This window comes from Thermorudis peleae (genome assembly GCF_000744775.1).
GTDB lineage: Bacteria > Chloroflexota > Chloroflexia > Thermomicrobiales > Thermomicrobiaceae > Thermorudis > Thermorudis peleae.
This window is the reverse complement of the sequence record NZ_JQMP01000003.1, coordinates 949,971-975,316: the sequence shown is the minus strand read 5'-3', so window position 1 is coordinate 975,316 and position 25,346 is coordinate 949,971. Positions and strand designations below refer to the sequence as shown.

22 protein-coding genes are annotated in these 25,346 nt (G+C 64.1%); 7 read left to right on the top strand and 15 right to left on the bottom strand.

The genetic code is table 11. The features are described from left to right. Positions 1–5 precede the first annotated feature (5 nt). The 11 genes from N675_RS07375 to N675_RS07325 all read right to left on the bottom strand — a co-directional run bounded on the left by N675_RS07375 (position 6) and on the right by N675_RS07325 (position 11,429). Positions 6–1,475, bottom strand: a complete 1,470-nt coding sequence (locus tag N675_RS07375; protein WP_081886932.1) for an O-antigen ligase family protein — start codon at positions 1,473–1,475, stop codon at positions 6–8. Between the two features lie 94 nt (positions 1,476–1,569). After that, the gene (locus N675_RS07370) at positions 1,570–2,784 is read right to left on the bottom strand and encodes a M24 family metallopeptidase (protein ID WP_231577967.1); all 1,215 of its coding nucleotides are present in this window, start codon (positions 2,782–2,784) and stop codon (positions 1,570–1,572) included. 82 nt (positions 2,785–2,866) lie between these two features. Continuing rightward, complete coding sequence (gene moaA, locus N675_RS07365; protein WP_038038778.1) at positions 2,867–3,916, bottom strand: GTP 3',8-cyclase MoaA; 1,050 nt, start codon at positions 3,914–3,916, stop codon at positions 2,867–2,869. A gap of 107 nt (positions 3,917–4,023) precedes the next feature. Continuing rightward, entirely contained in the window at positions 4,024–4,725 is a 702-nt protein-coding gene (locus N675_RS07360; protein WP_038038776.1) for a PIG-L deacetylase family protein, read from the bottom strand. Positions 4,726–4,822: 97 nt separating this feature from the next. Next, a complete protein-coding gene (hisS, locus tag N675_RS07355) occupies positions 4,823–6,184 on the bottom strand; it encodes a histidine--tRNA ligase (protein WP_038038775.1) in 1,362 nt (453 codons plus the stop codon). Positions 6,185–6,202: 18 nt separating this feature from the next. After that, positions 6,203–6,712, bottom strand: coding sequence for a MogA/MoaB family molybdenum cofactor biosynthesis protein (locus N675_RS07350; RefSeq protein WP_038038773.1), 510 nt, complete (start codon positions 6,710–6,712; stop codon positions 6,203–6,205). Next, positions 6,709–7,944: a M20 family metallopeptidase gene (locus tag N675_RS07345; protein WP_038038772.1), complete on the bottom strand. Its 1,236-nt coding sequence runs from the start codon at positions 7,942–7,944 to the stop codon at positions 6,709–6,711. The genes N675_RS07350 and N675_RS07345 overlap by 4 nt, the downstream gene beginning before the upstream one ends. A 31-nt stretch (positions 7,945–7,975) precedes the next feature. Further along, complete coding sequence (locus N675_RS07340) at positions 7,976–8,341, bottom strand: YraN family protein (RefSeq protein WP_038038770.1); 366 nt, start codon at positions 8,339–8,341, stop codon at positions 7,976–7,978. Next, positions 8,341–8,991, bottom strand: coding sequence for a ribonuclease HII (locus tag N675_RS07335; protein WP_038038769.1), 651 nt, complete (start codon positions 8,989–8,991; stop codon positions 8,341–8,343). The genes N675_RS07340 and N675_RS07335 overlap by 1 nt, the downstream gene beginning before the upstream one ends. Before the next feature lie 88 nt (positions 8,992–9,079). Then, positions 9,080–9,448, bottom strand: a complete 369-nt coding sequence (gene rplS / locus N675_RS07330; RefSeq protein WP_038039558.1) for a 50S ribosomal protein L19 — start codon at positions 9,446–9,448, stop codon at positions 9,080–9,082. A 97-nt stretch (positions 9,449–9,545) separates the two neighbouring features. Beyond that, positions 9,546–11,429, bottom strand: coding sequence for a bifunctional homocysteine S-methyltransferase/methylenetetrahydrofolate reductase (locus tag N675_RS07325; RefSeq protein ID WP_038038768.1), 1,884 nt, complete (start codon positions 11,427–11,429; stop codon positions 9,546–9,548). Between the two features lie 173 nt (positions 11,430–11,602). Here N675_RS07325 and N675_RS07320 point away from each other — a divergent pair, with 173 nt between their 5' ends. Further along, positions 11,603–12,187, top strand: a complete 585-nt coding sequence (locus N675_RS07320; RefSeq protein WP_038038766.1) for an RNA polymerase sigma factor — start codon at positions 11,603–11,605, stop codon at positions 12,185–12,187. Continuing rightward, positions 12,184–13,827 carry a zf-HC2 domain-containing protein gene (locus N675_RS07315; protein ID WP_038038764.1) on the top strand — a complete coding sequence of 548 codons (1,644 nt, stop codon included), beginning with the start codon at positions 12,184–12,186 and terminating at the stop codon, positions 13,825–13,827. Before N675_RS07320 ends, N675_RS07315 begins: the two co-directional genes overlap by 4 nt. A 40-nt stretch (positions 13,828–13,867) precedes the next feature. Here the strand turns inward: N675_RS07315 and N675_RS13665 are convergent, their stop codons facing one another. Beyond that, a complete protein-coding gene (locus tag N675_RS13665; RefSeq protein WP_197066278.1) occupies positions 13,868–14,797 on the bottom strand; it encodes a CPBP family intramembrane glutamic endopeptidase in 930 nt (309 codons plus the stop codon). A 279-nt stretch (positions 14,798–15,076) separates the two neighbouring features. On the opposite strand from N675_RS13665, the gene N675_RS07305 reads away from it, so the two are divergent. Further along, complete coding sequence (locus N675_RS07305; RefSeq protein ID WP_038038762.1) at positions 15,077–15,943, top strand: ParB/RepB/Spo0J family partition protein; 867 nt, start codon at positions 15,077–15,079, stop codon at positions 15,941–15,943. A gap of 59 nt (positions 15,944–16,002) precedes the next feature. Here N675_RS07305 and N675_RS07300 read toward each other — a convergent pair whose 3' ends face one another. The 3 genes from N675_RS07300 to ald are packed head-to-tail and all read right to left on the bottom strand — an operon-like array spanning position 16,003 to position 19,657. Further along, on the bottom strand, positions 16,003–17,412 hold the full coding sequence (locus tag N675_RS07300) for a glycine--tRNA ligase (RefSeq protein ID WP_081886931.1): 1,410 nt from the start codon (positions 17,410–17,412) through the stop codon (positions 16,003–16,005). Beyond that, the gene (locus tag N675_RS07295) at positions 17,378–18,460 is read right to left on the bottom strand and encodes a tyrosine-type recombinase/integrase (protein ID WP_081886930.1); all 1,083 of its coding nucleotides are present in this window, start codon (positions 18,458–18,460) and stop codon (positions 17,378–17,380) included. The genes N675_RS07300 and N675_RS07295 overlap by 35 nt, the downstream gene beginning before the upstream one ends. A gap of 54 nt (positions 18,461–18,514) precedes the next feature. After that, positions 18,515–19,657, bottom strand: coding sequence for an alanine dehydrogenase (gene ald, locus N675_RS07290; protein ID WP_038039549.1), 1,143 nt, complete (start codon positions 19,655–19,657; stop codon positions 18,515–18,517). A gap of 194 nt (positions 19,658–19,851) precedes the next feature. Between ald and N675_RS07285 the strand changes: the two genes are divergently transcribed. The 4 genes from N675_RS07285 (at position 19,852) to N675_RS07275 (ending at position 25,110) form a co-directional block, all read left to right on the top strand. Continuing rightward, positions 19,852–20,595, top strand: coding sequence for an SDR family NAD(P)-dependent oxidoreductase (locus tag N675_RS07285; RefSeq protein WP_038038760.1), 744 nt, complete (start codon positions 19,852–19,854; stop codon positions 20,593–20,595). Positions 20,596–20,673: 78 nt separating this feature from the next. Then, entirely contained in the window at positions 20,674–22,293 is a 1,620-nt protein-coding gene (locus N675_RS07280; RefSeq protein ID WP_231577966.1) for an AMP-binding protein, read from the top strand. Between the two features lie 501 nt (positions 22,294–22,794). Next, positions 22,795–22,971: a hypothetical protein gene (locus N675_RS14325; RefSeq protein WP_156100841.1), complete on the top strand. Its 177-nt coding sequence runs from the start codon at positions 22,795–22,797 to the stop codon at positions 22,969–22,971. A gap of 873 nt (positions 22,972–23,844) precedes the next feature. Beyond that, positions 23,845–25,110 (top strand): MFS transporter, encoded by a 1,266-nt coding sequence (locus N675_RS07275; RefSeq protein WP_051914430.1) that lies wholly within the window; start codon positions 23,845–23,847, stop codon positions 25,108–25,110. Positions 25,111–25,346 lie beyond the last annotated feature (236 nt).

The window sequence follows — 25,346 nt, the reverse complement described above, 5'->3', positions numbered from 1 at the left end:
GGTTGTCAAGAGGGATCAGTCAGGACACGCAAACTCTGGCCCAGGATGAGGGCGTGAAGGAGCCAGAAGAGCCAGACCATGTGCGGGAATGTAATGTTGACAAAGTAGTGGTCGAAGAAGCCGATGATCAGCACGGTGACCTGCGCCGCAAGGAGCGCGAGCAGGAGATCACCATCAGGTGTTGATTGAACCCGGCGCCACGCACGCCAGCCAAGCGTGCCGATCGATGCCACAACGATGAGAAACATCCCAAGCCCGAAGAGCCCCATCCGTTCAGCAACAGTGAGATAGATGCTTGAAACGCCGGTCCAGAGTTCCACGGTCGGCGCAGCGCCAAATCCCACGCCAAAAAGCGGATAGCGGCGAATGACCTCAAGAGCCGTGCGGTATTCGACGAGGCGCATTTGCGTTGCTGGATCCTGGAGGCGCAGACCAAGAAGCAACCGCTGGAGAAAGCCTGAACCAATCCCAAGCGCGGCCACAACGACAAGGCCGAGCGATCCTGGCAGGATAATCCAGCGATAGCGCACCAGCGCGACGATCCCAACCCCAACCACGACCCCGACCCAAGCCGCTCGTGAATATGTCAAGAGCACCGCAGGCGCTGTGAGAAGGATGACGCCAAGACACACCCAGCGCGGCACCAGCGGATGTTTCGCAATGCATTGCACGATCGCCAGGACAAGCACGACCGCGAGCGCCCCGCCGAAGGCGTTCGGATCGACACTGGTGCTGATCAGACGCATCGGCTTTGCGGGGTCATCTTCAATGTAGCGGACAATCCGCTCACTCGGGTAGCCGAAGGGAATGAGCCGTGCGAGGATCGCCTGCGTCACCGACGGTCCGCCAGCATACAGCGCGAGGCCGAGGAACGCCGCGGCGCCATACGCGCCAAACCAGACGAGCAGCAGCCGGCGCACATCATCACGTGAGACGAGGTGTGTCCAGACAGGAAAGAAGAGCAGGCTTGCCAGGAGAAACTTGGCATAGTCGTGATACGTTTGCTGCGTGTAGCCCCGGTTGAGGCCGAGCACGAAGGCAAAAAGCGTCACAATGAGATAGGTCACGACGAAGAGGCCGGCACGGTGCACTGGCCAACGTCGGTTGCGCTGCAACGCACTGTGCACCACCCACACCGCCAAGACCGCGCTGGCAGTGAACTCGAACAACGTCGGAGTAAACCCAACCTTGACCGGGAAAACGGCAAACGGCAGCAGCGCAGCGATGCCCAGGACGCACCAGAGCCCCGACCGTACATCGACGAGGATGAGCAACGCAACCGGGACAGCAAGGAGCACGGCCACGGCGAGAAGAAGGTGGGCAACGGCTAACGCGCCGATGATTCCGCCGCCAAGCAGCGCAAGCCCTATCGCCAGTGGCCACTGCAGCCTCCGGTCAATGGAGTAACGCGCATGCGGCCATCTGGGCAAGAGCAGGCCTGGGGAGTGATGCTCAACGTGCTGGCTGCTCGTCATCGTCGCCTACCCGCTCATCATGACCGTTGCTCGCCGACGCATCCGTGCTTCCAGTATCGCGCACGTCTCACCAGCGTCGCACGTGCTCCGAAGATCACGCATGAGCCGAGGGCACAAGCAGGAGTTCGCGCTGTGGCGGCGCGAGAAACTCGCAGCCGGTCTCTGTTACCAGCACTTCTTCTTCCAGGCTCACCCTGCCGTAGCCTGGGACAGAAAGGCCGAGTTCGAGGGTGTAGACATGGCCCGGCTCTACCGTATAGAACGGCTGCTGCCCATACCGCTCCCACCGCGGACCGAGGAGGCAGCCACCGTCGTGTACCGCCCGGCCAACCTGGTGGCCAAGCGCAAACGCCCAGGGCTCGACACCTGCGCGGGCAAAGCATTCCCGCGCGACCTGATCGACTTCCCAGCCAGCGACACCTGGACGGAGGGCTGCAGCCGCCTGTGCAATTGTCTGCGCAACGAGCTCGAACGCCTCCTGAACCGGCTGCGGTGGCGCGCTCTCTCCGGGTGCAAGGACGTAAAACGTGCGCTGCATGTCCGAGCAATAGCCATCTTGACGGACACCAAAATCGATCGCCAACAACTGCCCAGGTTCGAGGACGATATCGGTTGGCCCAGTATGACCTATTGGCGAGTTTGGTCCAGCGGTGACGGTCGGACAATAGCGCGCGTCCCACGCGGTCGTCAGGCCACGGCGTTGCACTTCAGCGTGGAGAAACGCTGCGATGTCGCACTCGCTGAGGCCTGGACGCAGCCACGCATGCAGAGTTTGCCAAATCTCACAGGTTGTCGCGACGGCCTGCCGCATGCGCCGTAGCTCTTCGGGAGATTTGCGGCTGCGGAGTCGCATCACGACCGGCTCAGCGCTGATCACACGCTCCCAATACGGCGTGTCCGCGAGGATGTCCTGAAGGTAGAGGAAGAAACCATGGGGGATGCCATCGGCCAACGGGTTGTCTTTGGAGTAGTTCACGCCGATTGTCTGGGGATGCAGTTCATCCAGCAGGTCGCGCAAGGGCTGTCCGAAACGCTCAACGTAGCCGATAACGCGATGCCAGGTGCCAAGCTGGCGGACATTCTCGACGTCGCCGGTGCCAACGAGGGCGATGCGATCCCCGTGCCGGGTGAGCAAAAACGCTGAGGGCCATGTCACGCTTGTGCCCACGACCAGCGGGAATGTTGGGTCACCCATCACATCACTTTCGCTGGCAACGAGCATCCAGAGGTCAAGATCGCACTCGTTGAGAATGTGCTGGGCTTGGACAAGCTTTTCCTCGAGGAGTTGACGCTCATGCTCGGCAATCACCGCACACTTCCTTTCCTCGTGCGGGAGTGTACGGCCAATGCGCGGTGATTGCTATCCCCTGGTAAGGAGAGCGGCAGCGAAGCTAGCCGCCGATCTGACTCATGCCGCGGCCGACGTTCCGGTCACCTTCGCGCAGCCCATGTCCCCATGGCTTCCGCCAGATGGCGAACCGAATCCGCTCGGCAAGCTCGTCATCGCTGCAGCCGCGCCGCATGAAATCGCGAAGGTCGACCTCGTCGTTCCGCAACAAGCAGAGACGGAGCTTCCCATCAGCCGTGAGCCGGACACGGTTGCAGAAGGCACAGAACGGCTCGCTCACCGGGCTGATAAACCCGATCGTGCCCTGCGCTCCAGCAATGCGATAGACCCGAGCGGGATCGCTGAGCGGAGCTGGGAGTTGCTCGAGCGGCCCAAACCGCTCCTGGAGACGTGCAATCATCTCCGCGGTGGTGACCAAGCCACTATCATGAACGTGGCCGACGCCTTCGAGTGGCATGACCTCGATGAAGCGGACTTGCCACGGATGGTCCAGCGTCAACGCCGCCAGGTCGGGGACTTCGTGGTCGTTGAGGCCACGCACTACCACCGCGTTGAGTTTAATCGGCGTAAGGCCAACCGCTTCGGCCGCGAGAATACCCGCCCAGACGCGCTCGAGCTTGCCGCCGCGCGTCATGATCGTATAGCGGGCTGGATCGAGGGTATCGATACTGATGTTAATCCGCGTCAGGCCCGCAGCTTTGAGATCAGGAGCGAGGCGCTCGAGCAACAGCCCGTTGGTCGTCATCGAGATGTCATCGATGCCCGGTGTTTGCGCAATGGCGCGGACAATCTCAACCAGATGCGGGCGGACCGTCGGCTCGCCGCCAGTCAGCCGGATGCGGTTGAACCCAAGGCGTGCTGCGACACGCACAACGCGAATGAGTTCGTCATCGGTCAACAATTCATCGCGCGGGGCGAACTTCACCCCATGCGCCGGCATGCAGTAGACGCAGCGAAGATTGCACCGATCGGTTAAAGAAACGCGCAAATAGGTAATGGGGCGGCCATAGGCATCACGGGTCACCCGCTCACCAGCGCGCGGGATAGCCCGATCGTCAAGCAGCCGGGCTGGTGCTTCATGAACCGTGCTCATCTTGCCCTCTTTCGTTCTGGCCGCCACGCATACGGCCGTCATGTTCCGCTGGTTTGAAGATAACACGCTACGCAGAAAAACGCAACGGGAAGGTTGCACAACTCGATTTAGCGCCGCAATTTGATGACCTTGAACGCTTCAGCATAGGGCAGCTGCTGCGCCGCCCCAAGCTCCCGGGCGCGCTCGCGGATGCGCTCGGCAAGGTCAGCAGCGTCCCCCACCTGGCTCACGTGTGCGCGCAAGGCTTCGATCTTCTGATCAATCGTCTCCGAGATGTCAATGTAGACATCGGGATACTCTGCGCCGAAAAGCCACAGTTCGGCAACCTTATGTGGTTCAAGCCCCTCTTGCAAGTGCTGGGGGAAGTAGAGCGGGTCGCGCGCCGTTGGGTAGACAGCGTCAATGGTGGTGATGCCGACAGCCCGATGGTCCGGATGGAGGGCATAGGGGCGGAATGGATCATGGGTAATCACGATGTCAGGGCGAAATGCGCGAATTTGCCGGACAATCTTCTCGCGGAAGGCCAGGTCAGGCACGAGTTCTCCGTCGGGAAGTCGTAAAAACACGATGTGCTGGACACCCAGCCGCCGGCACGCCTCACGCTCTTCCGCCTCACGCATCTCAGCAAGTTGCTGCGGCGAGAGATCGCGCCGGCTCGTTCCCTTATCGCCTGACGTACATTGCACGAGCATGACTTCGCTGCCATCGCGGACAAACTTTGCAACGGTTCCGGCGCTACTGAACTCCATATCATCGGGATGGGCAACAACCACCATTACCCGCGGAGGAACCTGCGCCTGCTCTGCCATTACTCCTTACCCTTCTGTGGCCAGCGAGTTTGCTCGCCACGCACACACCCACTATCTCAAACGCCAGTGACGAAGCAATTCTTCCCGCTCGCACAGCTTAGGTCGTGGGAGAACGGCGCGCGTGCACACGCTGTCGCAGGTAGTCCGCACAGTGATCGCGCGGAACACGCTGCTGCTCCCCGGTACGCAAGTCGCGCACGGTCACGACCCCCGCTGCCACTTCATCAGTGCCGTAGAAGAGCGCAAACGGGATGCCCTTGCGATCAGCGTACTGGAGTTGCCGCCGCAGATCGCGCCGCTCGCCAAGATATGCCTCAGCGTTGAGGCCAGCTTCGCGCAACTCCCGCAACAAGCCAAGCACCGCGGCATCGGACGCCGGATCGAAGAGGACGACCATGGCGTCACTCACGGTCGATGGCGCGGTGAGCAGGTGCAATTCCTGCACCACTTCGACGACGCGCTCCAGGCCCAGTGACCCACCGGTTGCCGGGATTTCTTCGCCGAGGAACATGCCAATGAGCCGATCATAGCGACCGGCACCGCCGAGCGAACCGATCGCCGGCTCAGTCACCATGGCCTCAAACACTGGACCGGTGTAATAGTCCAGGCCGCGAGCGAGCGTGAGATCAAGGACATACGCTGTTGACGCCACGCCAAGCCAGTTGAGGTAACGGAAGAGTTCGCGGAGTTCAGCGATCGCCTGCTGGGCATGTGGATAGCGCTGCAACCGCGCATCCAGTTCATCAAGCACCGCTGCTGGCTCACCCTGCAACTGTGCGAGCGCGAGTAGACGCTGGGCAGCCTGGCGCGGGACATTGTGTGCTTCCATTTCGGCTAGCACGCCATCTGGCCCAATCTTCGCCAGCTTGTCAAGTGCGCGAAAGACGGTCAAACTCTGCTCCGGCGCAACCTCCGCTTCTTCCACGAGTCCCTGCAGCAGACCGCGGTGATTGACATGGACGACGACTTGGTGCAATCCGACAGCCCGCAACGCTTCCAGCCACACCTGGACGATTTCCGCGTCCGCAAGCATCGAGCGTGTACCGACAGTGTCGATATCACACTGCCAGAATTGGCGATAGCGCCCACGTTGCGGCCGCTCAGCACGGAAGACCGGGCCGATATGGTAGCGCTTGAAGGGAAACGTCAGCTCGCTGCGGTGCGCGGCGACGAAGCGAGCGAGCGGAACCGTTAAGTCGTAGCGCAGTCCAACCTCACGCCCGCCGTGATCCTGAAAGCGATACATCAAGCGTTCACCTTCTTCGCCGTATTTGCCAGCAAGGACTTCATAGCGCTCGATCAGTGGTGTATCGATCGGCTCAAATCCGTAGCGCTCAAAGACCGAACGAAAGGTGTCAATGATCTGCTGGCGAAGGATCATGGTCTGGGGTAAAAAGTCGCGCATCCCACTGAGCACGTGTGGGCTGACGCGCGCCGGCGCGATCGGCTGTTGCTCCATCTTCACACACTCCCTCGGTTATCGTCGGAGTTCAAAGATGATGTGCGCCAATTCAGGAAGGAGAAGCTTCTCCATCGCGAGTTTGACGGCGTGCGGCGATCCCGGCATGAGCGCGACAAACTTACCACGGTAGACGCCAGCGACAGCGCGCGAGAGCATGGCAGCCGGGCCGATTTCCTGATAGCTGAGCATGCGGAAGAGTTCGCCATAGCCGTCGAGGCGCTTCTCCAAGCGCTGGCTCACCGCTTCATATGTCGTGTCACGACGAGCAATGCCCGTTCCGCCGTTGAACAGTACCGCGTCGCAGTCATCGCGTCCCGCCATTTCGTCGAGGACGGCAACGACGCGGCTGGGTTCGTCGGGAATCACGGTGTAGTACACGACTGCATGGCCCGCGGCCTGAAGTTGCTCTTTGATCCACTGGCCGCTTTCGTCAGTTTCGGGTGTGCGGCTATCGCTGACGGTGACGACAGCGCACCGCACTGTTTCCGGGGCAGCCGCACGGTGAGCGGCGACGGAACGACTCATGGGCGAGCCTCCTCGTTCTCCTCAAGCGCTGAGAGATGAAGGGCAAGCGCAGCATAGCCAAGGAGCCCCGCCCGGAGTTCAGCAAGCGATACCTGGTCGTGCACGGTATGGGCGAGGCGATCGTCACCGGGAGCAAAGCCGATCGTTGGGATACCAGCATGCATGAGATGACCGCCGTCAGTCGCAAAGCGCCAGACACCGAGCGGAACTGCCCGGCCCAAGACATGCTGGAGCACCTGCTGCGCACCACGGACGAGCAGGTGGTCGGCAGGCAGCAGGAACCCCCGAGTCGGCGGCACGGTTGCCTCGATGCCGGTATAGGTCCGCACGCTTCGCTGCACCAGACGCACCTGGGCAGTAATCCCTGCCTGGCAACACTCGCGGGCGAGGTGCTGGACGCGTTCAACCGCCGCCTCAGGTGTATCAGCGGGCACATTCCGCCAGTCGAGCGACAGGGTGACGACCGCAGGCGTGACATTGCTGCTCGTTTGGTCCACGCGGAGCAGCGTTGGTGCAACGGACGATGGGCCAAGGACCGAGTCAGTCACCATGGGAAGATGCTCGAGGGCAAGCAGGAACCGCGCGAGCGAGAACAAGGGGTTGGCCCCTTCCTCTGGCATGCTCGCGTGGGCCGAACGGCCAACAAAGTCAACCTCGATCAAGAGACGGCCACGATGTCCGTGGCGAAGCTCAAGGCGCGTCGGCTCACCGAGCACGGCAACGTCGGTGCGCACCTCCTGGCACAGCGTCTGCGTGCCGAGCCCACCGAGTTCCTCAAGTACGACGGCTGCGACAACGATGTCACCGCGCGGGAGGAGTTCGGCGGCACGGAGCACGGGCACCAGGTAGACCTGTGCGGCTAAGGCGCCTTTGACGTCGCACGCGCCGCGTCCATAGAGCACGCCGTCGTGAATGACGCCAGCGTAGGGCGGATACGGCCAGAGCGCGGGATCACCTTCGTGGACATGGTCAAGATGGGCGTTGAACTGCACACTCCGTCCCTGGCCCTGCCCCTTCAGCACACCGATGACGTTGCCAACACGGTCAATCCAGACCTCATCGTAACCAAGGCGCTCCATCTCCTGCTTGACAAGGGTGGCCAGTTCCTGCTCCTCGCCTGGCAAGCTGCGTGTCTGGATCGCGCGTTGCGCAAAGGCAATCATGGCATCAGCGTGTTGCGCAACCGCTGCCTGGAGACGCGTGCGGACATTCTCATCTATCTGATCGATCACTGCTCTGCTCTCCTTCTCTCGTCAGGTAGCCTCAGGTAAGCGTCAGATTCGGAACATGAGTCACGCGCTGCAGCTGGCCACGGTCGAGCGTGAGTGCGAGGAGATCGACACGCCACAGGCGCTCGGCATGTTCAGGATGGATTGCCGCAAACATGCTGAGCGACTGCAGCAGACGGTCAAGTTGTCCGGGACGCAGCCCCTCCTCAGCGAGGCCATGGCGGTCACCGGTACGGAGTTTGACTTCGAGCGCGACGAGGACATCGCCATCCAACGCGACGAGGTCCAACTCTCCCGCTTCGCACCGCCAATTCGTTGCCAGCACCTGCCAGCCCCGTTGCCGGGCCCACGCCGCGGCAATCGCTTCTCCCTGGCGACCGCGACGATAGGCGGAAGGCATCACCGCCTCCTCTCGCCAACTGTCAGGGACGAAACCTGCGCGACAAGTGTCGCGATCGGCGCGAAGGAGCGCCGGTGAAACGGCGAGGGGCCATACTGCTCGAGGGCCTGGCGATGACGCGCCGTGCCATAGCCAGCATTCTCGTCCCAGCCATAGACCGGATACCGTCGGGCCAGTCGCGCCATGAGATCATCACGGATGACCTTGGCAACGATGGCGGCGCAGGCAATTGACAGGCAGTGCTGGTCGCCATCGACAAGCGCGTGCATGCCTGGTTGGGAAAACTCGTGCATGGGCAGGCCATCGTACAAGAGCACGTCCCAGTGAGGCAGTCGCTGCAGCGCACGCCACATGGCAATAGCCGTTGCCCGACGAATGTCGTACCGGTCGATCTCCCGATGCGACGCTGCCCCCACGGCCACGATCCCATACTGGCGAATGACGTGAAAGGCGCGCTCACGCTGCGGGCGCGTCATCTGCTTGGAGTCAAAGACATCAACGGGCAGGGTAACCCACGGGGGAAGCAGGCACGCTGCTGCAACGACAGGACCGGCCAGCGCTCCCCGGCCAACTTCGTCAACGCCTACTACGAGCTGCCCTGCCGCCCACAGCGGTGCTTCGTGATGGAACGATGGCCGAACCCGTGCCACACGCCCCCCTCACCGGGTATGGTACCGAAAAACGAACGCGGTGGCGTGCTGTTGCCACCGCGTCAGTGCATGCGTGTGATACGTCGTGCTAGCGCAGGTAGCTGCCTTCGGGGCGACGACGCTCCTTGATGCGCGCCGCCTTGCCAGAACGCCCGCGGAGGTAGTAGAGGCGGGCTCGCCGAACACGCCCGTGCCGCAGGACTTCGATCTTTTCGATAAAGGGACTGTGCAAGGGGAACGTTCGCTCAACCCCGATGCCGTGGGCGGCAATACGGCGGACGGTGAAGGTTGCGTCCGTGCCACCACCACGCTTGCGAATCACGACGCCCTCAAACGGCTGGATACGGACATTGTTGCCTTCGACAACGCGATAGTGTACGCGCACGGTGTCGCCGGGACTGAATGGTGGGATATCGTCCCGCATGTATTCCCGCTGGAGGCTTTGGATGATTTCCATCATTGTTGTCCTGCTCCCTCTGCATCGCGCCTCGCCCACGCCAACGCTCGCCATCGCGGTAGTGTACCAGAGCGTAGAATCTGTCAGCAACACGGCGCTAGCGCTGCGGCGCTGGCACAACGAGCTGGCGGTTTGGCAGGACGGCTACAACCTCGGCTGCCACTTCATAGCGCCCAAATGAGGGCATGAGATAGGTGCCGTGAGCAATCTCGCGCACTTGCAAGAGCAACGCCTGGGCAAGCTTGATCCCCTCGCTCCGTCCTTCCGGCCCTGCCCGTCGCATGCGCTCAAGCGCTTCTTCCGTGAGCGTGATGCCCGGCACCTCGTTATGCAAAAACAGCGCATGGCGATAGCTTTGGAGCGGCAAGATACCTAAAAGGACAGGGATTGGGATCGGCCCATACTGCGCTTCATAGCGAGCAACGAAATGCTGCCAGGTCTCAATGGCAAAGATCGGCTGGGTCATAATCAGGTCAGCCCCAGCCTCGATCTTGCGATGAAGGCGCTCGATTTCCTGCTCAAGATCGGGCTTGGTTGGATCGCAGGCGACAGCGACAGTGAAGCTCGCCATCTGGCCGATCGATGCCCCGCCAGCGTCGACGCCGCGGTTAAACGCCTTGATAATGCTGACTAAGCCGATGGAATCGACATCGTACACCGGTGTCGCGTGCGGATAGTCGCCGAGCGTTGGGGGGTCGCCCGTGAGGGCAATGATGTTGCGCACTCCAACGGCATGGGCGCCGATCAAGTCAGACTGTAAGCCCATGAGGTTGCGGTCGCGCGTCGTGAAATGCAGGATCGTCTCGAGGCCGACCTCGTGCTGAATGAGGTAGCAGAGCGCGAGCGCACTCATGCGGACCCGTGCCATCGGGCTATCAGCGACGTTGATGAACTCGACGCCGGCCTGCTTGAGCAGCCGAGCACCGTCGAGGGCTTTGCGGGGATTGAGCCCCTTCGGCGGGTCGATTTCGACGCTCACGACAAACTCTTTGCCCAGTTTTTGCGCAAGCCGCGTCGGCCCTTCGGGCGCGAGCACTGGTTGAGCAGCACGCGGACGAATTTCGACCACGGTGTCAGGCCGCTGCGCTGTCTCGCGCAGCGCATCGAGGGCCTGACGCATCGCCTGGATATGCTGGGGCGTTGTGCCGCAACAGCCACCGATGATCACGACGCCCAACGCTGCCGCTTCGCGCGCATACTGGGCGAAGTAGCTCGGCGAAGCGGTGTAGATCACCCGCTCACCGACCTGGGTTGGCCAGCCTGCGTTGGGCTGGCCAGCCAGCGGCACCTGGCCTTGGGTAACCCCAGCCATGCGCCGCAAGACGTCGAGCACGTGCCGCGGCCCGACGCTGCAATTGACGCCGATGGCGGTCACACCAAGCTCGCGTACGGCGTGGACGACTTCTTCAGGCGTGTGGCCAACGAGCGTCCGCCCGTCCGACGCGAACGTCATCTGGACGACGATCGGCAGGTCGCTGACCTCACGAGCTGCGAGCACCGCCTGTCGCACTTCTTCGAGCTGGCTCATGGTTTCGATGATCAGCAGGTCAACGCCGCCTTCAAGCAACGCCTCGACCTGCTCGCGGTACGCAGCGCGAACTTGCTCCGGCGGCGTCCGCCCAAGGGGAGCAAGGGTTCGCCCGGTCGGCCCAATGGAACCAGCAATGAAGACCGGCTGACCAGTAATCTCCCGTGCCTCACGCGCCACTTTCACGGCCCGGAAGTTCACCTCGCGCACGCGATCGGCGAGCCCGTGCGCTTCCAGCTTATAGCGGTTGGCGCCAAACGTGTTCGTCTCGATGATTTCAGCGCCGGCGAGAATGTAATCACGGTGAATCTCGAGCACCAGCGACGGATTCGTCAGCGTGACAGCGTCAAAACAGGCGTCGAGGCGGACACCCCGCTCATAGAGCTGCGTCCCCATCGCGCCGTCACACAACACCGGTCCTTGCTGCATCCGTGCCAGGAAAGGATGGACCATGGCAGCACTCCCATCGCGAGCCGCCAGTTGCGGCGAAGCAGCCGCTATTGTAGCAGATGCGCCCCACGCACCATTGACACGGCCTTGACTCTACGCTAGGCTCAAGATGGATCAGAGGGCGTTGTCGTAACCTTTCCGCACGTTGTTCGTTAAACCACTATGGAGGAATGCTGATGGACGGCTCGGTCACCTTGTCCGCTGCAGAAGAAGCGCAGTGGATCAGTCGCGCCAAGGAGGGTGATCACGCCGCGTTCGAGGCGATTTACCAGCAGTATGAACGGCCAATCTTCCAGTTCATTTATCGGATGGTCGGCAATCCCGAAGAAGCGCTTGATCTTACGCAAGAATGTTTTGTCCGGGCCTATCGAGCTCTGCCATCGCAACGCGGTGAATTGAACCTTGGCGGCTGGTTGCGGCGCATCGCTGCGAACTTGTGTTTGGACACGCTCCGGCGCCGCAACCGCTTCCGCTGGCTCCCGTGGGAGCACCGCAGCGTGCATGAACGCTCTGCTGATCTGGACAACCCAGAACATGCGATGCTGCGGATTGAACTGCGGGAACTGATCCAGCAAGTGCTGAACGAGATGCACCCGCGACACCGGCTCGTCCTGCTCCTCCGCGAACATGAAGGGCTGTCAACCACGGAGATCGCCGAAATCCTGGGGATCTCACAGGGCGCGGTCAAGTCGCTGCTCTTCCGGGCCCGTGAGGAATTTCGGACGATCTACAGCCAGAAGGAGCAGGCAAAAGCATCATGACCTCTCGCGCCTGTAAGTCCATCCGGCCACTGCTCTCAGCCTACATGGATGGAGAGCTGAGCCCCGATGATGTGGCTCGGCTGCAGGCACACCTTGCCGAATGCGCGGACTGCCGCGCGCTCCTCGCGTCCTACGAGCGCATGCGTGAGCAACTGCATCAACTCCCCACAGCACCAGTGCCGCCAACACTGCACCACGAGATCCGCGCCGCCATCGAACGGGAACAGCGCCGGCCACGCTGGCTTCGCCTCTCTGTCAGCCCAGTCGCGTTCGCGTTTGCCCTCGGGCTGATTCTCATGCTCCTCGGCACGCTGCTCTACGCCCAAGCACTACCCCCGAGCATTGTCAGCTCGGAACCGGCGGCCAACGCGACCTGGCCGTTCTACCGCCCGGTGACGATTACCTTCACCAAGCCAATGGATGAGGCCTCGGTCGCGAGCCACCTGCGCATCTCCCCCGCTGGCGAGCGCGAGCGCCTGCCCATCAGCTGGCGTGGAACTACGCTCGTCATCGGCGCGAGTAGCGAGCAACAAGCGTCACTCCTGCCCGATACGATTTACACGATTGCGATCCTCCATGGCGCACGAGACCGGTGGGGACACGAGCTGCAGCAAGACTGGACACTGACCTTCCGCACAACTTCGGCGATCGCCTCAGCGCCAACCGCGACGAGCACGCCAGCACCCACGGAAACGCCCGCTGCGACTACGCCACAGCCATCCGCAACGGCCAACACCACGGCAACACCGCCGCCAGCTGCCAGCACAGCGACCGCCGTGCCACCAACGGCGGTTGCCGCGGCATCATCGCCGGCGCCTGCGAACCCCACGCCAGCGCCGCAGCAAGGCCATGGGCAGAGTGCTGGGTCGGCTGCTGCACCATCACCAGCGACGACAGCACAACCACCCCGCAGTTCGTCGGCAGGCGGCACAGGTACGGCGGGCAACAGCGTGCCCACAAGCTCTGCTGGGTCTGGAACGACTGCTCCAGCACCGGCCGCAGCAACGCCCCCAGCAAGCCCAACGCCGACTCCGCTGAGCCAGCCAACGGCAACGCCGAGCGTCGTGCCAAGCCCGACAGCACCAGCGGCGGCAACACCGGCAACGACGCCGACGCCACAAGAGACGCCAGCACCGGCAGCGACGTCAACGCCGGCAGCGTCACCAACGCCCACGCCACAGCCAACGCCAGTGACTGGTGCCTTCGCTCAGGTCTATTGGGGAGATCAGCAAGTCCAGAAGCTGCTCGGCTCCCCAACTGGCCTGGCCTATACCGTCGCGGCGAGCGAACTCGCCTTCCAGCGCGGCGTCATGCTCGAGCGCATCGACACCAACACCTTCTACATCCTCAAGGACGATGGCTCGTGGGTCAGCCTTCCGGCACCGACCGAGCAGGGCGATCCAGCGAGCCAAGCGCAGCCGAACCTCTGGATTCCAGGCGGGAAGTATGGCCTGGTCTGGAAACAGCAACAACTGCTCGATAGCATCGGCTATGCCACGGAAGCGACACCGCACGTGATGGCGCAAGGCGCACGCGTGCAACCCTTCGAGCACGGTATCCTGATCCTGAGCGACCGCGGGTTCGTCTACATGCTGCTCGAGAGTGGCAGCTGGGCGCAGTTCCCGGTTGCTAGCAGCTAACGGCGCGGCGAACGCTCGGCCGACGCATCCCGACCGCTGGCTAGCGCACAACGCTCTGGAGCAAGACCGCGATGAGGTCATAGCCAGCGTGTGTCAGGATGCAGGCGAGGGTGCCATAGCGCTTCCGTTCCCAGCCGAGGATCAGGCTCAGCGCAAAGACGCCAAGCAGCAAGAACGAGAAGGCATACTGCACATGTGCCATAGTGAACAGCAGGGAGGTGAGCCAGATGCCGAACCGCGGCTGGATTGCCCCGCGAAACAGGATCTCCTCACCAACGCCAGCGGAGATGCCAAGCACGACCGCGCCGGGCAGCGACGAGACCGGCCCCGTCAGCTCAACCATCCGCTGACCGACTTGCTGCGTCAACTCCGGCTGCAGCGCTTGCGTCAGCGCGCCAGCCAAGCCAGACGCAACGAACAGCAGGGCAATCAATGCCAGTGCGTTGCCAACGCCGCGAAGGGACAGGGGCCGAAACCCAAGGCGCTCAATCGTCTCATGCCACCCGCGCTCGATCCCTAGTCCAACCAGCACGAACGCGACCACGACGAAGGCCGCTGACTGTGCCACGAGTTCACTGAGGGTGACCGGTTGCAGCGTGGTATCGGGCGACAGCGCCGTGGTGATCCCCACGCTCAGGCCAATGAAAGCAAACGCGGCCGAAAGGCCGACCGTATCGAGCACGGAAGCAGGATCAATCGGCGTCACCCAGGCAAGCGCGCGCCGCACCCACGGCATGAGAGGCAGGAGAAGTCCAAGCCCGACACCAGCGAACGCGAGTGCGACGCTGCGCTGGTTCTGGATGAACTGGCTGCCGAGGCCGGCCCACAGCGCCACCCCGGCCACGCAGGCGAGCAGCCCAAGCAGCGCAATCGCCCCGAACAGGAGCCGGCGGAAAAGCGGCCGGCGTTGCCCAAGATGCGCCCAGACGCGTACTACGGCAGCGCCGACAACCAACGCGACAAGGCTCATGACCCACTGCATAGTCCCTCGCAATCAACCTCAGGGCCGTCTGCCCCGCTTGAGTCTACTCCGGAATCGCCCGCATAACCGAACGCTGCCCACCAGCGCGCGACGCCGTGCCGGCTGGGGATGTGCTCCGCCCAGCGGCCAGCGCTGCCAGGCTCGACAACACGCGGCAGTCGTGCTCGCACTGGCCGGGCTGGCCTGCCACGGCAGCTGCCGTGCAAGCGGCTTGGCCAAGTGCGCGCGCCTACGCTAGACTCCGAAGAGAAGTGGATGAGGTGTGGCATGCGACAGCGACGTGGCGGCCTTGGGCGCGGACTGGACGCGCTGATCCAGCACGATACCGGGCAGGTGCAGAGCGAGATTGTCGAACTGCCGCTCGACGCGATCCAGCCCAACCCCCACCAACCCCGGCAGCGCATCGATGAGGATGCGCTCGCGGCGCTGGCCGAGTCCATTCGCGCCCACGGTGTGGTCCAGCCGATCATCGTCACGCGCGCTGACGACGGTACCACGTTTCAGCTTGTCGCGGGCGAGCGTCGCTGGCGGGCAGCCCGCTTGGCCGGGCTCGCGACGATCCCGGCAATCATCCGCGACGTAACGCCGCGCGAGACACTCGAAATCGCCCTGATCGAGAACCTGCAACGGGCGGACCTGACGCCACTGGAAGAAGCAGCCGCCTACCAGGCGCTGATCACCGAATTTGGACTCACGCAGCAAGAGCTGGCTGCGCGCGTCGGCCGCAGCCGCGCGGCGATCGCCAACACGCTCCGCCTGCTACACGCGCCGCCTGCCATTCAAGCCGCGCTGGCTGACGGTCAGATCACCGAGGGGCACGCGCGAGCCCTGCTCGGCCTGCCGAACGCCCTCGACCAGGTCGCGGCGCTGGCCATCGTCATCGAGCGAGGGCTGACGGTCCGACAGACGGAAGCGCTGGTGCAGCGCTGGGCGCAGCGGACGTCGCGCGCCACAGCACCCCGCTCGCTCCCGCCAGCACTGCAGCACGTGGAGGAAGGGTTCCGGCGTGCGCTCGGCACGAAAGTCGAACTCCGCCCCGGCCGGAAAGGCGGCCAGATTGTCATCCACTACTACTCAGATGACGAGCTCTCAGCCATCTACCAGCGTCTTGCCCACCCCGACCAGACGCTCTAGCCCCTGAACGCGCCTGTCGCCTGCGCCACCAGCCCGCACAGCGGAGGCAGCGACGCGCGTTATGCGCCGTACCCGAGCCGCTCGGCGAGCACGTGCGGCAGCGCGCTGATGGCGACGCGATCCTGCGCCATCGTGTCGCGGTCACGAATGGTCACGGTGTCGTCATCCAGCGTCTGGTAGTCGATTGTGATGCAGTAGGGCGTGCCGATTTCGTCCTGGCGGCGGTAGCGCCGGCCGATGCTCTGCGTCTCGTCGTACTCGATCATGAAATGGTTGCGGAGGAGCGCAGCCACGGCCCGGGCCTTCTCCACCAGTTCGGGCTTGCGCATCAGCGGCAGCACTGCCGCCTTGTAGGGCGCGATCCGTGGGTGGAAGCGCAAGACGACGCGCGTGTAGGGCTTGCCGTTCACGTCAACCGCTGGCTCTTCATCGTAGGCATCGACGAGCAGGGCCAGGAAGAGCCGCTCCACGCCCATCGTGGGCTCGATGACGTGAGGGATGAAGCGCTCGTTGCGTTCCTGGTCGAAGTAGCTCAGATCTTCGCCGCTGTACTCCTGGTGGCGACGCAAGTCGTAGTCGGTGCGGTAGGCGAGCCCCGCAAGCTCTTTCCAGCCGAAGGGGAAAAGGTACTCGTAATCGACGGTTCGCTTGGAATAGTGCGACAACTCGTGCGGGCTGTGCTCACGCAGGCGGAGCCGCTCAGCGCGCAGGCCGATGCGGGCGAAGAACTGCCCCATTTCGGCAAGCCAGTGCTCGAAAGCAGCCTCCCAGGATTCTGGCCGAATGAAGTACTCGATCTCCATCTGCTCGAACTCGAGCAGGCGGAAGATGAAGTTGCCCGGGGTAATCTCGTTCCGAAAGGCTTTGCCGATTTGGCCGATGCCGAAGGGGATCTTCTGCCGGCTGCTCTGCAGCACCTGCTTGAAGTTGACGAAGATCGCTTGCGCCGTCTCCGGCCGGAGGTAGACTTGCGCGCTCTGCTCCTCGACCGGGCCGATGAACGTCTTGAACATCAAGTTAAAGCGGCGAACCGGCGTCCAGTTGCGCTGGCCACAGACGGGGCACGCTGGCTGGTACTCCTCGATCAGCCGCGTTAACTCCTCGACGCTCAAGCCTTCGGCCGAGATGCCGAGCCGCTCCTCGACGAAGGTATCGGCCCGGAAGCGGCTCTTGCAGTTGCGGCAGTCGATTAAGGGGTCGTTGAACTCGGCGACATGGCCTGAGGCTTCCCAGACGCGGGGGTGGAGCAGGATCCCGCCGTCCAGGCCGACCATGTCCTCGCGCCGCTGGATGAAGAACTCCCACCAGGCTTGCTTGATGTTGCGCTTGAGTTCGGCGCCAAGTGGGCCAAAATCCCAGGTATTGGCCAGGCCGCCGTAGATCTCGCTGCCCGGGTAGACGAAGCCACGGCGCTTCGCCAATGAGGCAAGCGTGTCAAGCGAGACCGTCACCGGGTGTGGTGCGCTCATTGTCCCCTCCCGTACCATCGTGTTCGTCGGTGGCGAGCGGGTCAGCAGTGTGCTCGGGCGACGGCCTCGTTGCCGCCGGTGTCGTCGACGGGCCACGTGCCACCGCCGCGTCATGGCTCGCCTGCTCGAAGTATGCCGCGGCGTCGTCCCACGACGCTGCCGTCTGCGCCGTCACTCGGTGCTGGCGATGGTCGCCCTGGCGCAGCAGGTGCTGATAGGCCAACGTCGTCGAAAGGCTCAGATGGCCGAGGACGCGTTGTAACTCCGCTGGGTGCCAGCCCTGCTCCAGGGCATGGAACGCGAAGGAATGGCGCAGGATGTGTGGCGTAATGTCCGGGATGCCCGCAAGATCAGCATAGCGTTTGAGGATCAGCCAGAAGCCCTGGCGGGTCAGCCGCTTGCCGCGATGGTTAATGAACAGCGCCAGCTCGCCGCGGTTATTGCACACGAGCTGCGGGCGGCCCTCCTCGAGATAGCGTTCAAGCGCCCCGACCGTCTCCTCGTTTACGGGGACTTCCCGCTCGCGCGGCGTCTGGCGCCCGATGCGAATCCGCGCCTCGTGCAGGCTCACGTCGCTGACGTTCAGGGCGGTCAGTTCGCTCACCCGCATGCCGGTCGAGTAGAGCGTGAGGAACATGGCATAGTCGCGGAGGCCCTCCGGCGAGTCGTCGATGGCAACGGTGTTGAGCAAGGCCGCGACTTCGCTTGGGGTAATGGCCCGGGGCTTGAAGTAGGTGGTACGGGGTGTCGGGAGCTGGGCGGCCAGGTTTTCGTGCAGCACTCCCCGGGTATAGAGATAGCGGCAGAAGCTCTTGACAGCCGAGATCTTGCGCGCAACCGTCGTGTCGGCGTACTTGCGGCTGTAGAGATAGGAGAGGAAGTGCTCGAGGTGATGTGATGTCAGCATCTGCCAGGACTGTACCCCATGGCCATCAGCCAGAAACTGCGTGAACTGGGCAAGGTCATTGCGATACGCAGCAACGGTGTTCCCGGAGAGGGCGCGGCGCTCGTCCAGCATCTCGAGAAAGCGTGCGACCTCATCCTGCATAACTCGTCCCCTCCATCCTTCCACCTGCCGCGTGCGCACTGCTCGCGTCATGCGCTAGGACGCTGAGACCTGCTCGGGTGACGGCGCAAGCAACGTCTCGAGCGGCGTGTAGGGCAAACCAAATGCCGACGCGACAGATGGATGTGTCACCTTCCCCTGATAGGTATTGACGCCCCGCGCAAGCGCTGGATCGCGACGAACTGCTTCGACCACCCCCAGGTCAGCGAGCTTGAGCCCGTACGACAATGTTACGTTACTGAGCGCGAACGTACTAGTCCTGGGAACCGACCCAGGCATGTTCGTGACACAGTAATGCACGACGCCGTACTCTTCGTACACCGGGTCGGCATGGGTCGTTGGGCGCGAGGTCTCGATTGAGCCGCCCTGGTCAATCGACACATCGACGATCACGGAGCCACGGCGCATGCTGGCGACCATCTCGCGGGTGACGAGCCGCGGAGCACGTGCCCCGGGAATCAAGACGCCGCTGATGACGACATCGGCCTGCTCGACGGCGTCAGCGATGTGCTGCTGGTTCGACATGAGGGTGTGGAACCGCCCGTGGAGAATCTGTTCGAGGAAGCGGAGCCGGTCAACGTTGATGTCGAGCAACGTGACGTTCGCCCCAAGCCCAAGCGCCATTTGCGCGGCGTTCGTCCCAACGATGCCGCCACCCAGGATGACGACGTTGGCCGCCGAAACCCCCGCGACGCCACCAAGCAGCACGCCCCGTCCGCCGTGCGGGCGCATGAGGTAGTACGCCGCGACTTGTACCGCGAGCCGCCCAGCAACCTCGCTCATCGGCGCCAGTAACGGCAGGGAGCCATCGGCAAGCTGGACCGTCTCATAGGCAATCGCCGTCACTTGCCGGTCGAGGAGCGTGCGGGTCAATGCCTCGTCGGCCGCAAGGTGCAGGTAGGTGAAGAGCACGAGGCCGGGGCGCAGGTAGGGATACTCGGCGGGAATCGGCTCCTTGACCTTCATGATCATCTCCGCCTGCGCCCACACGTCGGCCGCCGTGGGCACGATGGTCGCGCCAGCGGCAACGTACTCGCGGTCAGGAAACCCGCTGCCGACACCAGCGCCCTGCTCGACCAGCACCTGGTGCCCATGCCGCACGAACTCGCGAACGCCATGCGGCGTCACGGCAACGCGCTCTTCCTGAACCTTGACTTCTTTCGGTACCCCGATAATCATGCGCATGCCTCCACAGCTGACCGCCCACACGACCGTGGACAGCAGCGTCCGCCGCCGTGCACGTCGCTGTGCCGGCAAACCGGCTGTATTGTCGACGATCAGCGACCGCCGCGCAAGGTCACCCCTTGCCGCCAAGCCTGCCTGGCTGGCAAGATGCATGCGGTCGCGTCGGGACAGGACGTAAGGAGCGCACCATGGAGATGCAAGGCGTGAGCGCAATCGTCACGGGCGGGGCGAGCGGGCTCGGCCAGGCAACGGCGCACGCGCTCGCAGCCGCCGGAGCCCACGTCGTCGCCGTCGACCTCGCCGAGGCGTCCGCTGCGCCGGGCATCGTGCCCGTCGTCGCTGACGTTACCGACGAGGCCGCGTTTGAGCGCGCCGTCGCGGTCGCAGTCGAACGCGGGCCGCTCGGCATCGTCGTCCACTGCGCCGGCATCGTCTGGGCCGGGCGCATCGTCGGGCGGAACGGGCCGCACAGCCTTGAGCAGTTTCGCCGCGTGATCGAGGTCAACCTCATCGGCACCTTCAACGTGCTGCGTCTCACCGCGGCCGCGATGCAGCAGAACGCCCCGAACGCCGAGGGGGAGCGCGGCGTCATCGTGGTCACGTCGAGCATTGCCGCGTTCGAGGGGCAGATCGGCCAGGCGGCCTACGCAGCCTCGAAGGGCGGCGTCGCCAGCCTCGTCTTGCCGGCAGCGCGCGAACTGGCGGCGTTCGGCATCCGCGTCGTCGGCATCGCCCCGGGCGTGTTCGCCACCCCCATGGGCCAGCAGATCCCCGACGAGATCCGCCGCACGCTCAGCGAGCAGACGCCGTTTCCCAAGCGCCTCGGCCATCCCGACGAGTTTGCCGCCCTGGCCATGCACATCATCCGCAACCCGATGCTCAACGGCACCGTCATCCGGCTCGACGGTGGCCTGCGCATGCCGCCACGCTAACACCAGCGTTGCTGTCGGCTCCACATTCGGCTAGACTGTGGCAAAGCACGGTGTCAAGCACGAACGGAGCACATGCCTATGGCGACCGCATCGGTTGACGTGCCTCAGCTGCTGCAGCAGTACACGAGCGCGCCGGGCAACGCTGCTGTGTTGCTCTGCGACCGCCACGCCCGCGTTCCCGAGCGGATTGCCCTCTTCTTCGAGGACGAGAGCGGCACGACGGCCCGCATCACCTTTCGCGACCTGCACGCCCAGTCGGCGGCATTTGCTGGCGTCCTCCGCGCCCTCGGCGTGCAGGCGGGGAGCTGCGTCGCTGGCTTCTTGCCCCGCGGGCCAGAGCTGCTCATCACCGCGCTCGCCACGTGGCGGCTCGGCGCGGTCTACGTCCCCCTCTTCACCGCCTTCGGCCCCGAAGCCGTGGCCTACCGCGTGCGCGGCAGCAACGCACAGGTGATCGTCACGGCAGCGAACCAGCGGGCGAAAATCCCAGCCGACCTCGTCGCCGATGGCCGCACCATCGTGACCGTCGGCGAGGGCGGCGGACGCGGCATCGAGCGCGGCGACCTCAGCTTCTACCACGAAATCGAGCGCGCTGATCCAGTCACCGATCCCGTGCTCATCCGCCCTGACGACCCGATGGTGCTCATCTATACCTCGGGCACGACCGGGCACCCAAAGGGTGTGCCCGTGCCGCTCAAAGCCCTGGCCTCCGTTGAGATGTACATGCGTATCGGCCTCGACCTACGCGACGATGACATGTTCTGGAACATGGCCGACCCCGGCTGGGCCTACGGCCTGTACTACGGGCTGATCGGGCCGCTGCTGCTCGGCAAGGCAACGCTCTGGTATCGCGGGCCATTTGATCCGAAGATCACGTTCTGGCTGCTCGACGCCTACGGCGTCACGAACTGGGCGGCGGCGCCGACGGCATTCCGGGCACTGCGGGCAGCCGGCCTCCAGCCCGGCACGCAGACGCGCCTGCGGGTGATCTCCAGCGCCGGGGAGCCGCTCAACCCGGAGGTGATCACCTGGGCCACGCAGACGTTTGGCGTCCCGATCCACGACCACTACGGCCAGACCGAGCTGGGCATGGTCATCAACAACCATCATCATCCGGCGTGGCAGCGCCCGCTGAAGCCCGGCTCGATGGGCTACGCCATGCCGGGGTTTCGCCCGGTCATCCTCGATGCGCAGGGACAGGAGTGCGGGCCAGGCCAGGAAGGCCACCTGGCCATCGACACAGCGCAGTCGCCGCTCTTCTGGTTTGCCGGCTACGTCGGCGATCCTGAGGCAACGGCAGCGCGCTTCTCGCCCGACGGCCGGTACTACCTCACTGGCGACGACGCCAGCTGCGACGCCGAGGGCGCCTTCTTCTTCAGCGGCCGCTCCGACGACATCATCCTCAGCGCCGGCTACCGGATCGGCCCCTTCGAAGTCGAAAGCGCCCTGCTCACCCACCCAGCAGTCGCCGAGTGTGCGGTGGTCGGCGTCCCCGACGAGTTGCGCGGGCAGATCATCAAGGCCTATCTGGTGTTGCGGCCGGGATTTCAGCCGACGCCGGAACTGGAGCAGGCGCTGCAGGCAGTCGTCCGGCAGCACGTCGGCGCCCACGCCTACCCGCGTGCCTTCGCCTTCGTGCCCGAGCTGCCGAAGACGCCGAGCGGCAAAATCCAGCGCTTCCTGCTGCGCACCAGCTAGCCCACCTCCCGCGCCCATCGCCATGGAGCGAACACGGCCCGGCAGGGCGTGTCTTGGCTGCCTTACGCCACGCAGGTGCGCCCAGCGCCGTGGAGCGAGCACGGCCCGGCCGGCCATACCAGGCTGTGTGCATACTCCCGCGCCAACCGGGAGGCCGGCAATCTGCCGGGAAACGGAGCGTGAGCCCGCTGCCAGCTCGCGGCGCCCGCGCCTGTGGCACCGCGCGTGTGACCCCTTCGCCTGCGGCGCCCGCGCGTGCTGAGACCTGGGATATGACACCAGACTGCTCGACGCCGTGTCCCTGCTCCGACCGTCTCAGCCCGCACCGGCTGCACCCTGGGATATGACACCACCCAGCCCCCACGCAACTCCACCACCCGTCAACCGTGCACCAGTGGTTGAGTCGGTTGAGTACGGGCAAAAACCCCATGACAACGCGGAAATCCACTCAACCACCCTGACCCAGCACCGGTTGAGTCGGTTGAGTGCGGTTGACAGTGGTTGACACGGTTGACAGTGGTTGACGTGGTTGACGTGGTTGACACGGTTGACGTGGTTGACGCGGTTGACATGGTTGACGCGGTTGACGCGGTTGACGTGGTTGACGCGGTTGACGTGGTTGACAGGGTTGACAGCAGGTGCGCTGGTTGCAGTGGTACCGTGGTTGAACGCGGTTGAAGCGGTTGAAGGTGGTTGAAACGGTTGAAGTGGTTGAAGCGGTTGAAGGTGGTTGAAGTGGTTGAAACGGTTGAAGCGGTTGAAGGTGGTTGAAGCGGTTGAAGTGGTTGAAGTGGTTGAAACGGTTGAAGTGGTTGAAACGGTTGAAGCGGTTGAAGTGGTTGAAACGGTTGAAACGGGTAGGCCGGTGGCACGTGAGCGGTGAGGAGCACAGGGGTGGGTGGTGGTCGTGGACGGGGCAGGCACGGCTGTCAACCAGTGCGTGGTCGGGGTGGTTGACAGCGTTTCCGCGTCTTCATGGGATTTTTTGACCCTTGTCAACCACGTCAACCACTGTCAACCACTCTCACCGACATCAATTCCGTCAACCACCGTTACCCCTGTCAACCACTGTCAACCCGTCAACCACTGTCAACCCGTCAACCACTGTCAACCGTGTCAACCACTGTCAACCACCATCACCGGCATTCCCCGCATTCAACCCTTTCAACCGGTGTGTGGTCGCGGTGGTTGAAAGAACTTCCGCGTCGTCACGCGGTTTTTGGCCGCTTTCAACCGTTTCAACCACCTTCAACCACGTTCAACCGGTTCAACCACCGTTACCCCCGTCAACCGCACTCAACCGCACTCAACCACTCAACCACACTCAACCGCTCCCGCTCAACCACTGTCAACCCTGTCAACCATGTCAACCACGTGCACCCGGGTCTCCCCGGCACCGGCGCACCCAGCGCGGGCCGCCTCCGCGGACGTATCACGCAATGCACGACCGCCGGAATACCCGGCACCGGTCTCGACAGCGGGGCAATGGGATGGTAGGCTTGCGCAACATGAAGGCGGGAGCTCCGCCACAGGGACGAGGAGCAACGGCGTATGCGTATGCCGCAGGCCTTTGCGGCCTTGCGCTATCGTGACTTCCGCTTGCTCTGGATCGGCCAGTTCATCTCGATGTTCGGCGTGCAGCTGCAGACGGTCGCGCTCAGCTGGCTGATCTACGTGCTCACCGGCTCGACCGCGCAGCTCGGCGGCATCGCCATCGCCCGCGCCGTGCCGACCGTCCTGCTCTCGCTCTTTGGCGGCACGCTCGCCGACCAGGTCGACCGGCGCAAGCTGCTGCTCGTCACCCAGAGCACCGCCGCCACCCTCCTCCTTGCCCTCGCCCTGCTGGTGAGCACCGGCCGCGCCACCACCCTCACCCTCTACCTCTTTGCCATGGCCATCTCCGGCGCGATGGCGTTCGACAGTCCCGCGCGCCAGGCGTTGATCCCCGCCCTTGTGCCACGCGAGCGGCTGACCAACGCCCTCACGCTCAACGTCCTCGCCTCCGACAGCGCCTCGATCCTCGGCCCGGCGCTCGGCGGCGTGCTCATCAGCACGTTTGGCACCGCCGCCTGCTTCTGGCTCAACGCGCTCACCTACCTGCTCGTCGTCGTCGCCCTGACGCTGATGCACCCGCCAAAGCAGGTCGTCGCGCGCGACCGCCGCAGCCTGGCAGCACTGGTCGAGGGACTGCGCTTCGTCCGCCAACGGCCGATCCTGTGGCAGTTGATGCTACTCGACTTTCTGGCGACCGCGCTCGTCTCCTCGGTCGGCCTCTTGCCGGTGTTCGCGCGCGACATCTTCCGGATCGGCCCGGAGGGGCTCGGCTGGCTCTACACGGCGCTGAGCGTTGGCGCGGTCAGCGGCGAGCTGCTCGTCGCCTTCCTGCGCACGCCCCAGCACCCTGGCCGCGTCATGGTAACGGTTGTCATCGGCTATGGGCTAGCGCTGGGGCTCTTTGGCCTGGCACCGTGGCTGCCGCTCGCACTGGTGCTGCTGGCGCTCGCTGGCGGGCTGGACGCGATTAGCATGGTCATGCGCCACACCGTGCGCCAGCTGGTGACGCCCGACGACTACCGCGGCCGCGTCGGCGCGCTGGCCTCGCTGTTCGCGCTGACCGGCCCGCGCCTGGGGCAGTTCCAGGCCGGGCTGCTTGCCAGTGTGTTCGGCGCGCGGCTAGCGATGGCACTCGGCGGCACGGCCTGTGTCCTCGTGGCCGTGCTGAGTCGCTGGTGGGCGCCGGGCCTGTGGGCGGACGATTACGCGCTCGGCGAGCCCGCGCCGCCACAGCCCGCGCACGCTGCCGCAAGCGACGACTGAGCCCGTTCCCCCGCGCTGCATGCCGTGAAGCCGGCGTTGCGCACCCATGCAGCGGCTGCCACCGGCGCCACGCCAGCGGCACACCGGGCCGTCCGTACCTAGGAAAAAAGTACTCCCCCAAAATTCCTATTTTCTTCCAGACTAATCTGCTATAGCGTAAGGACAGCACGGCCAGTGTGGACTCAGCCGCGGTTGCCCTGGTTGACCGGCAACTAGAGCGGGAGGGGAGTATGCGG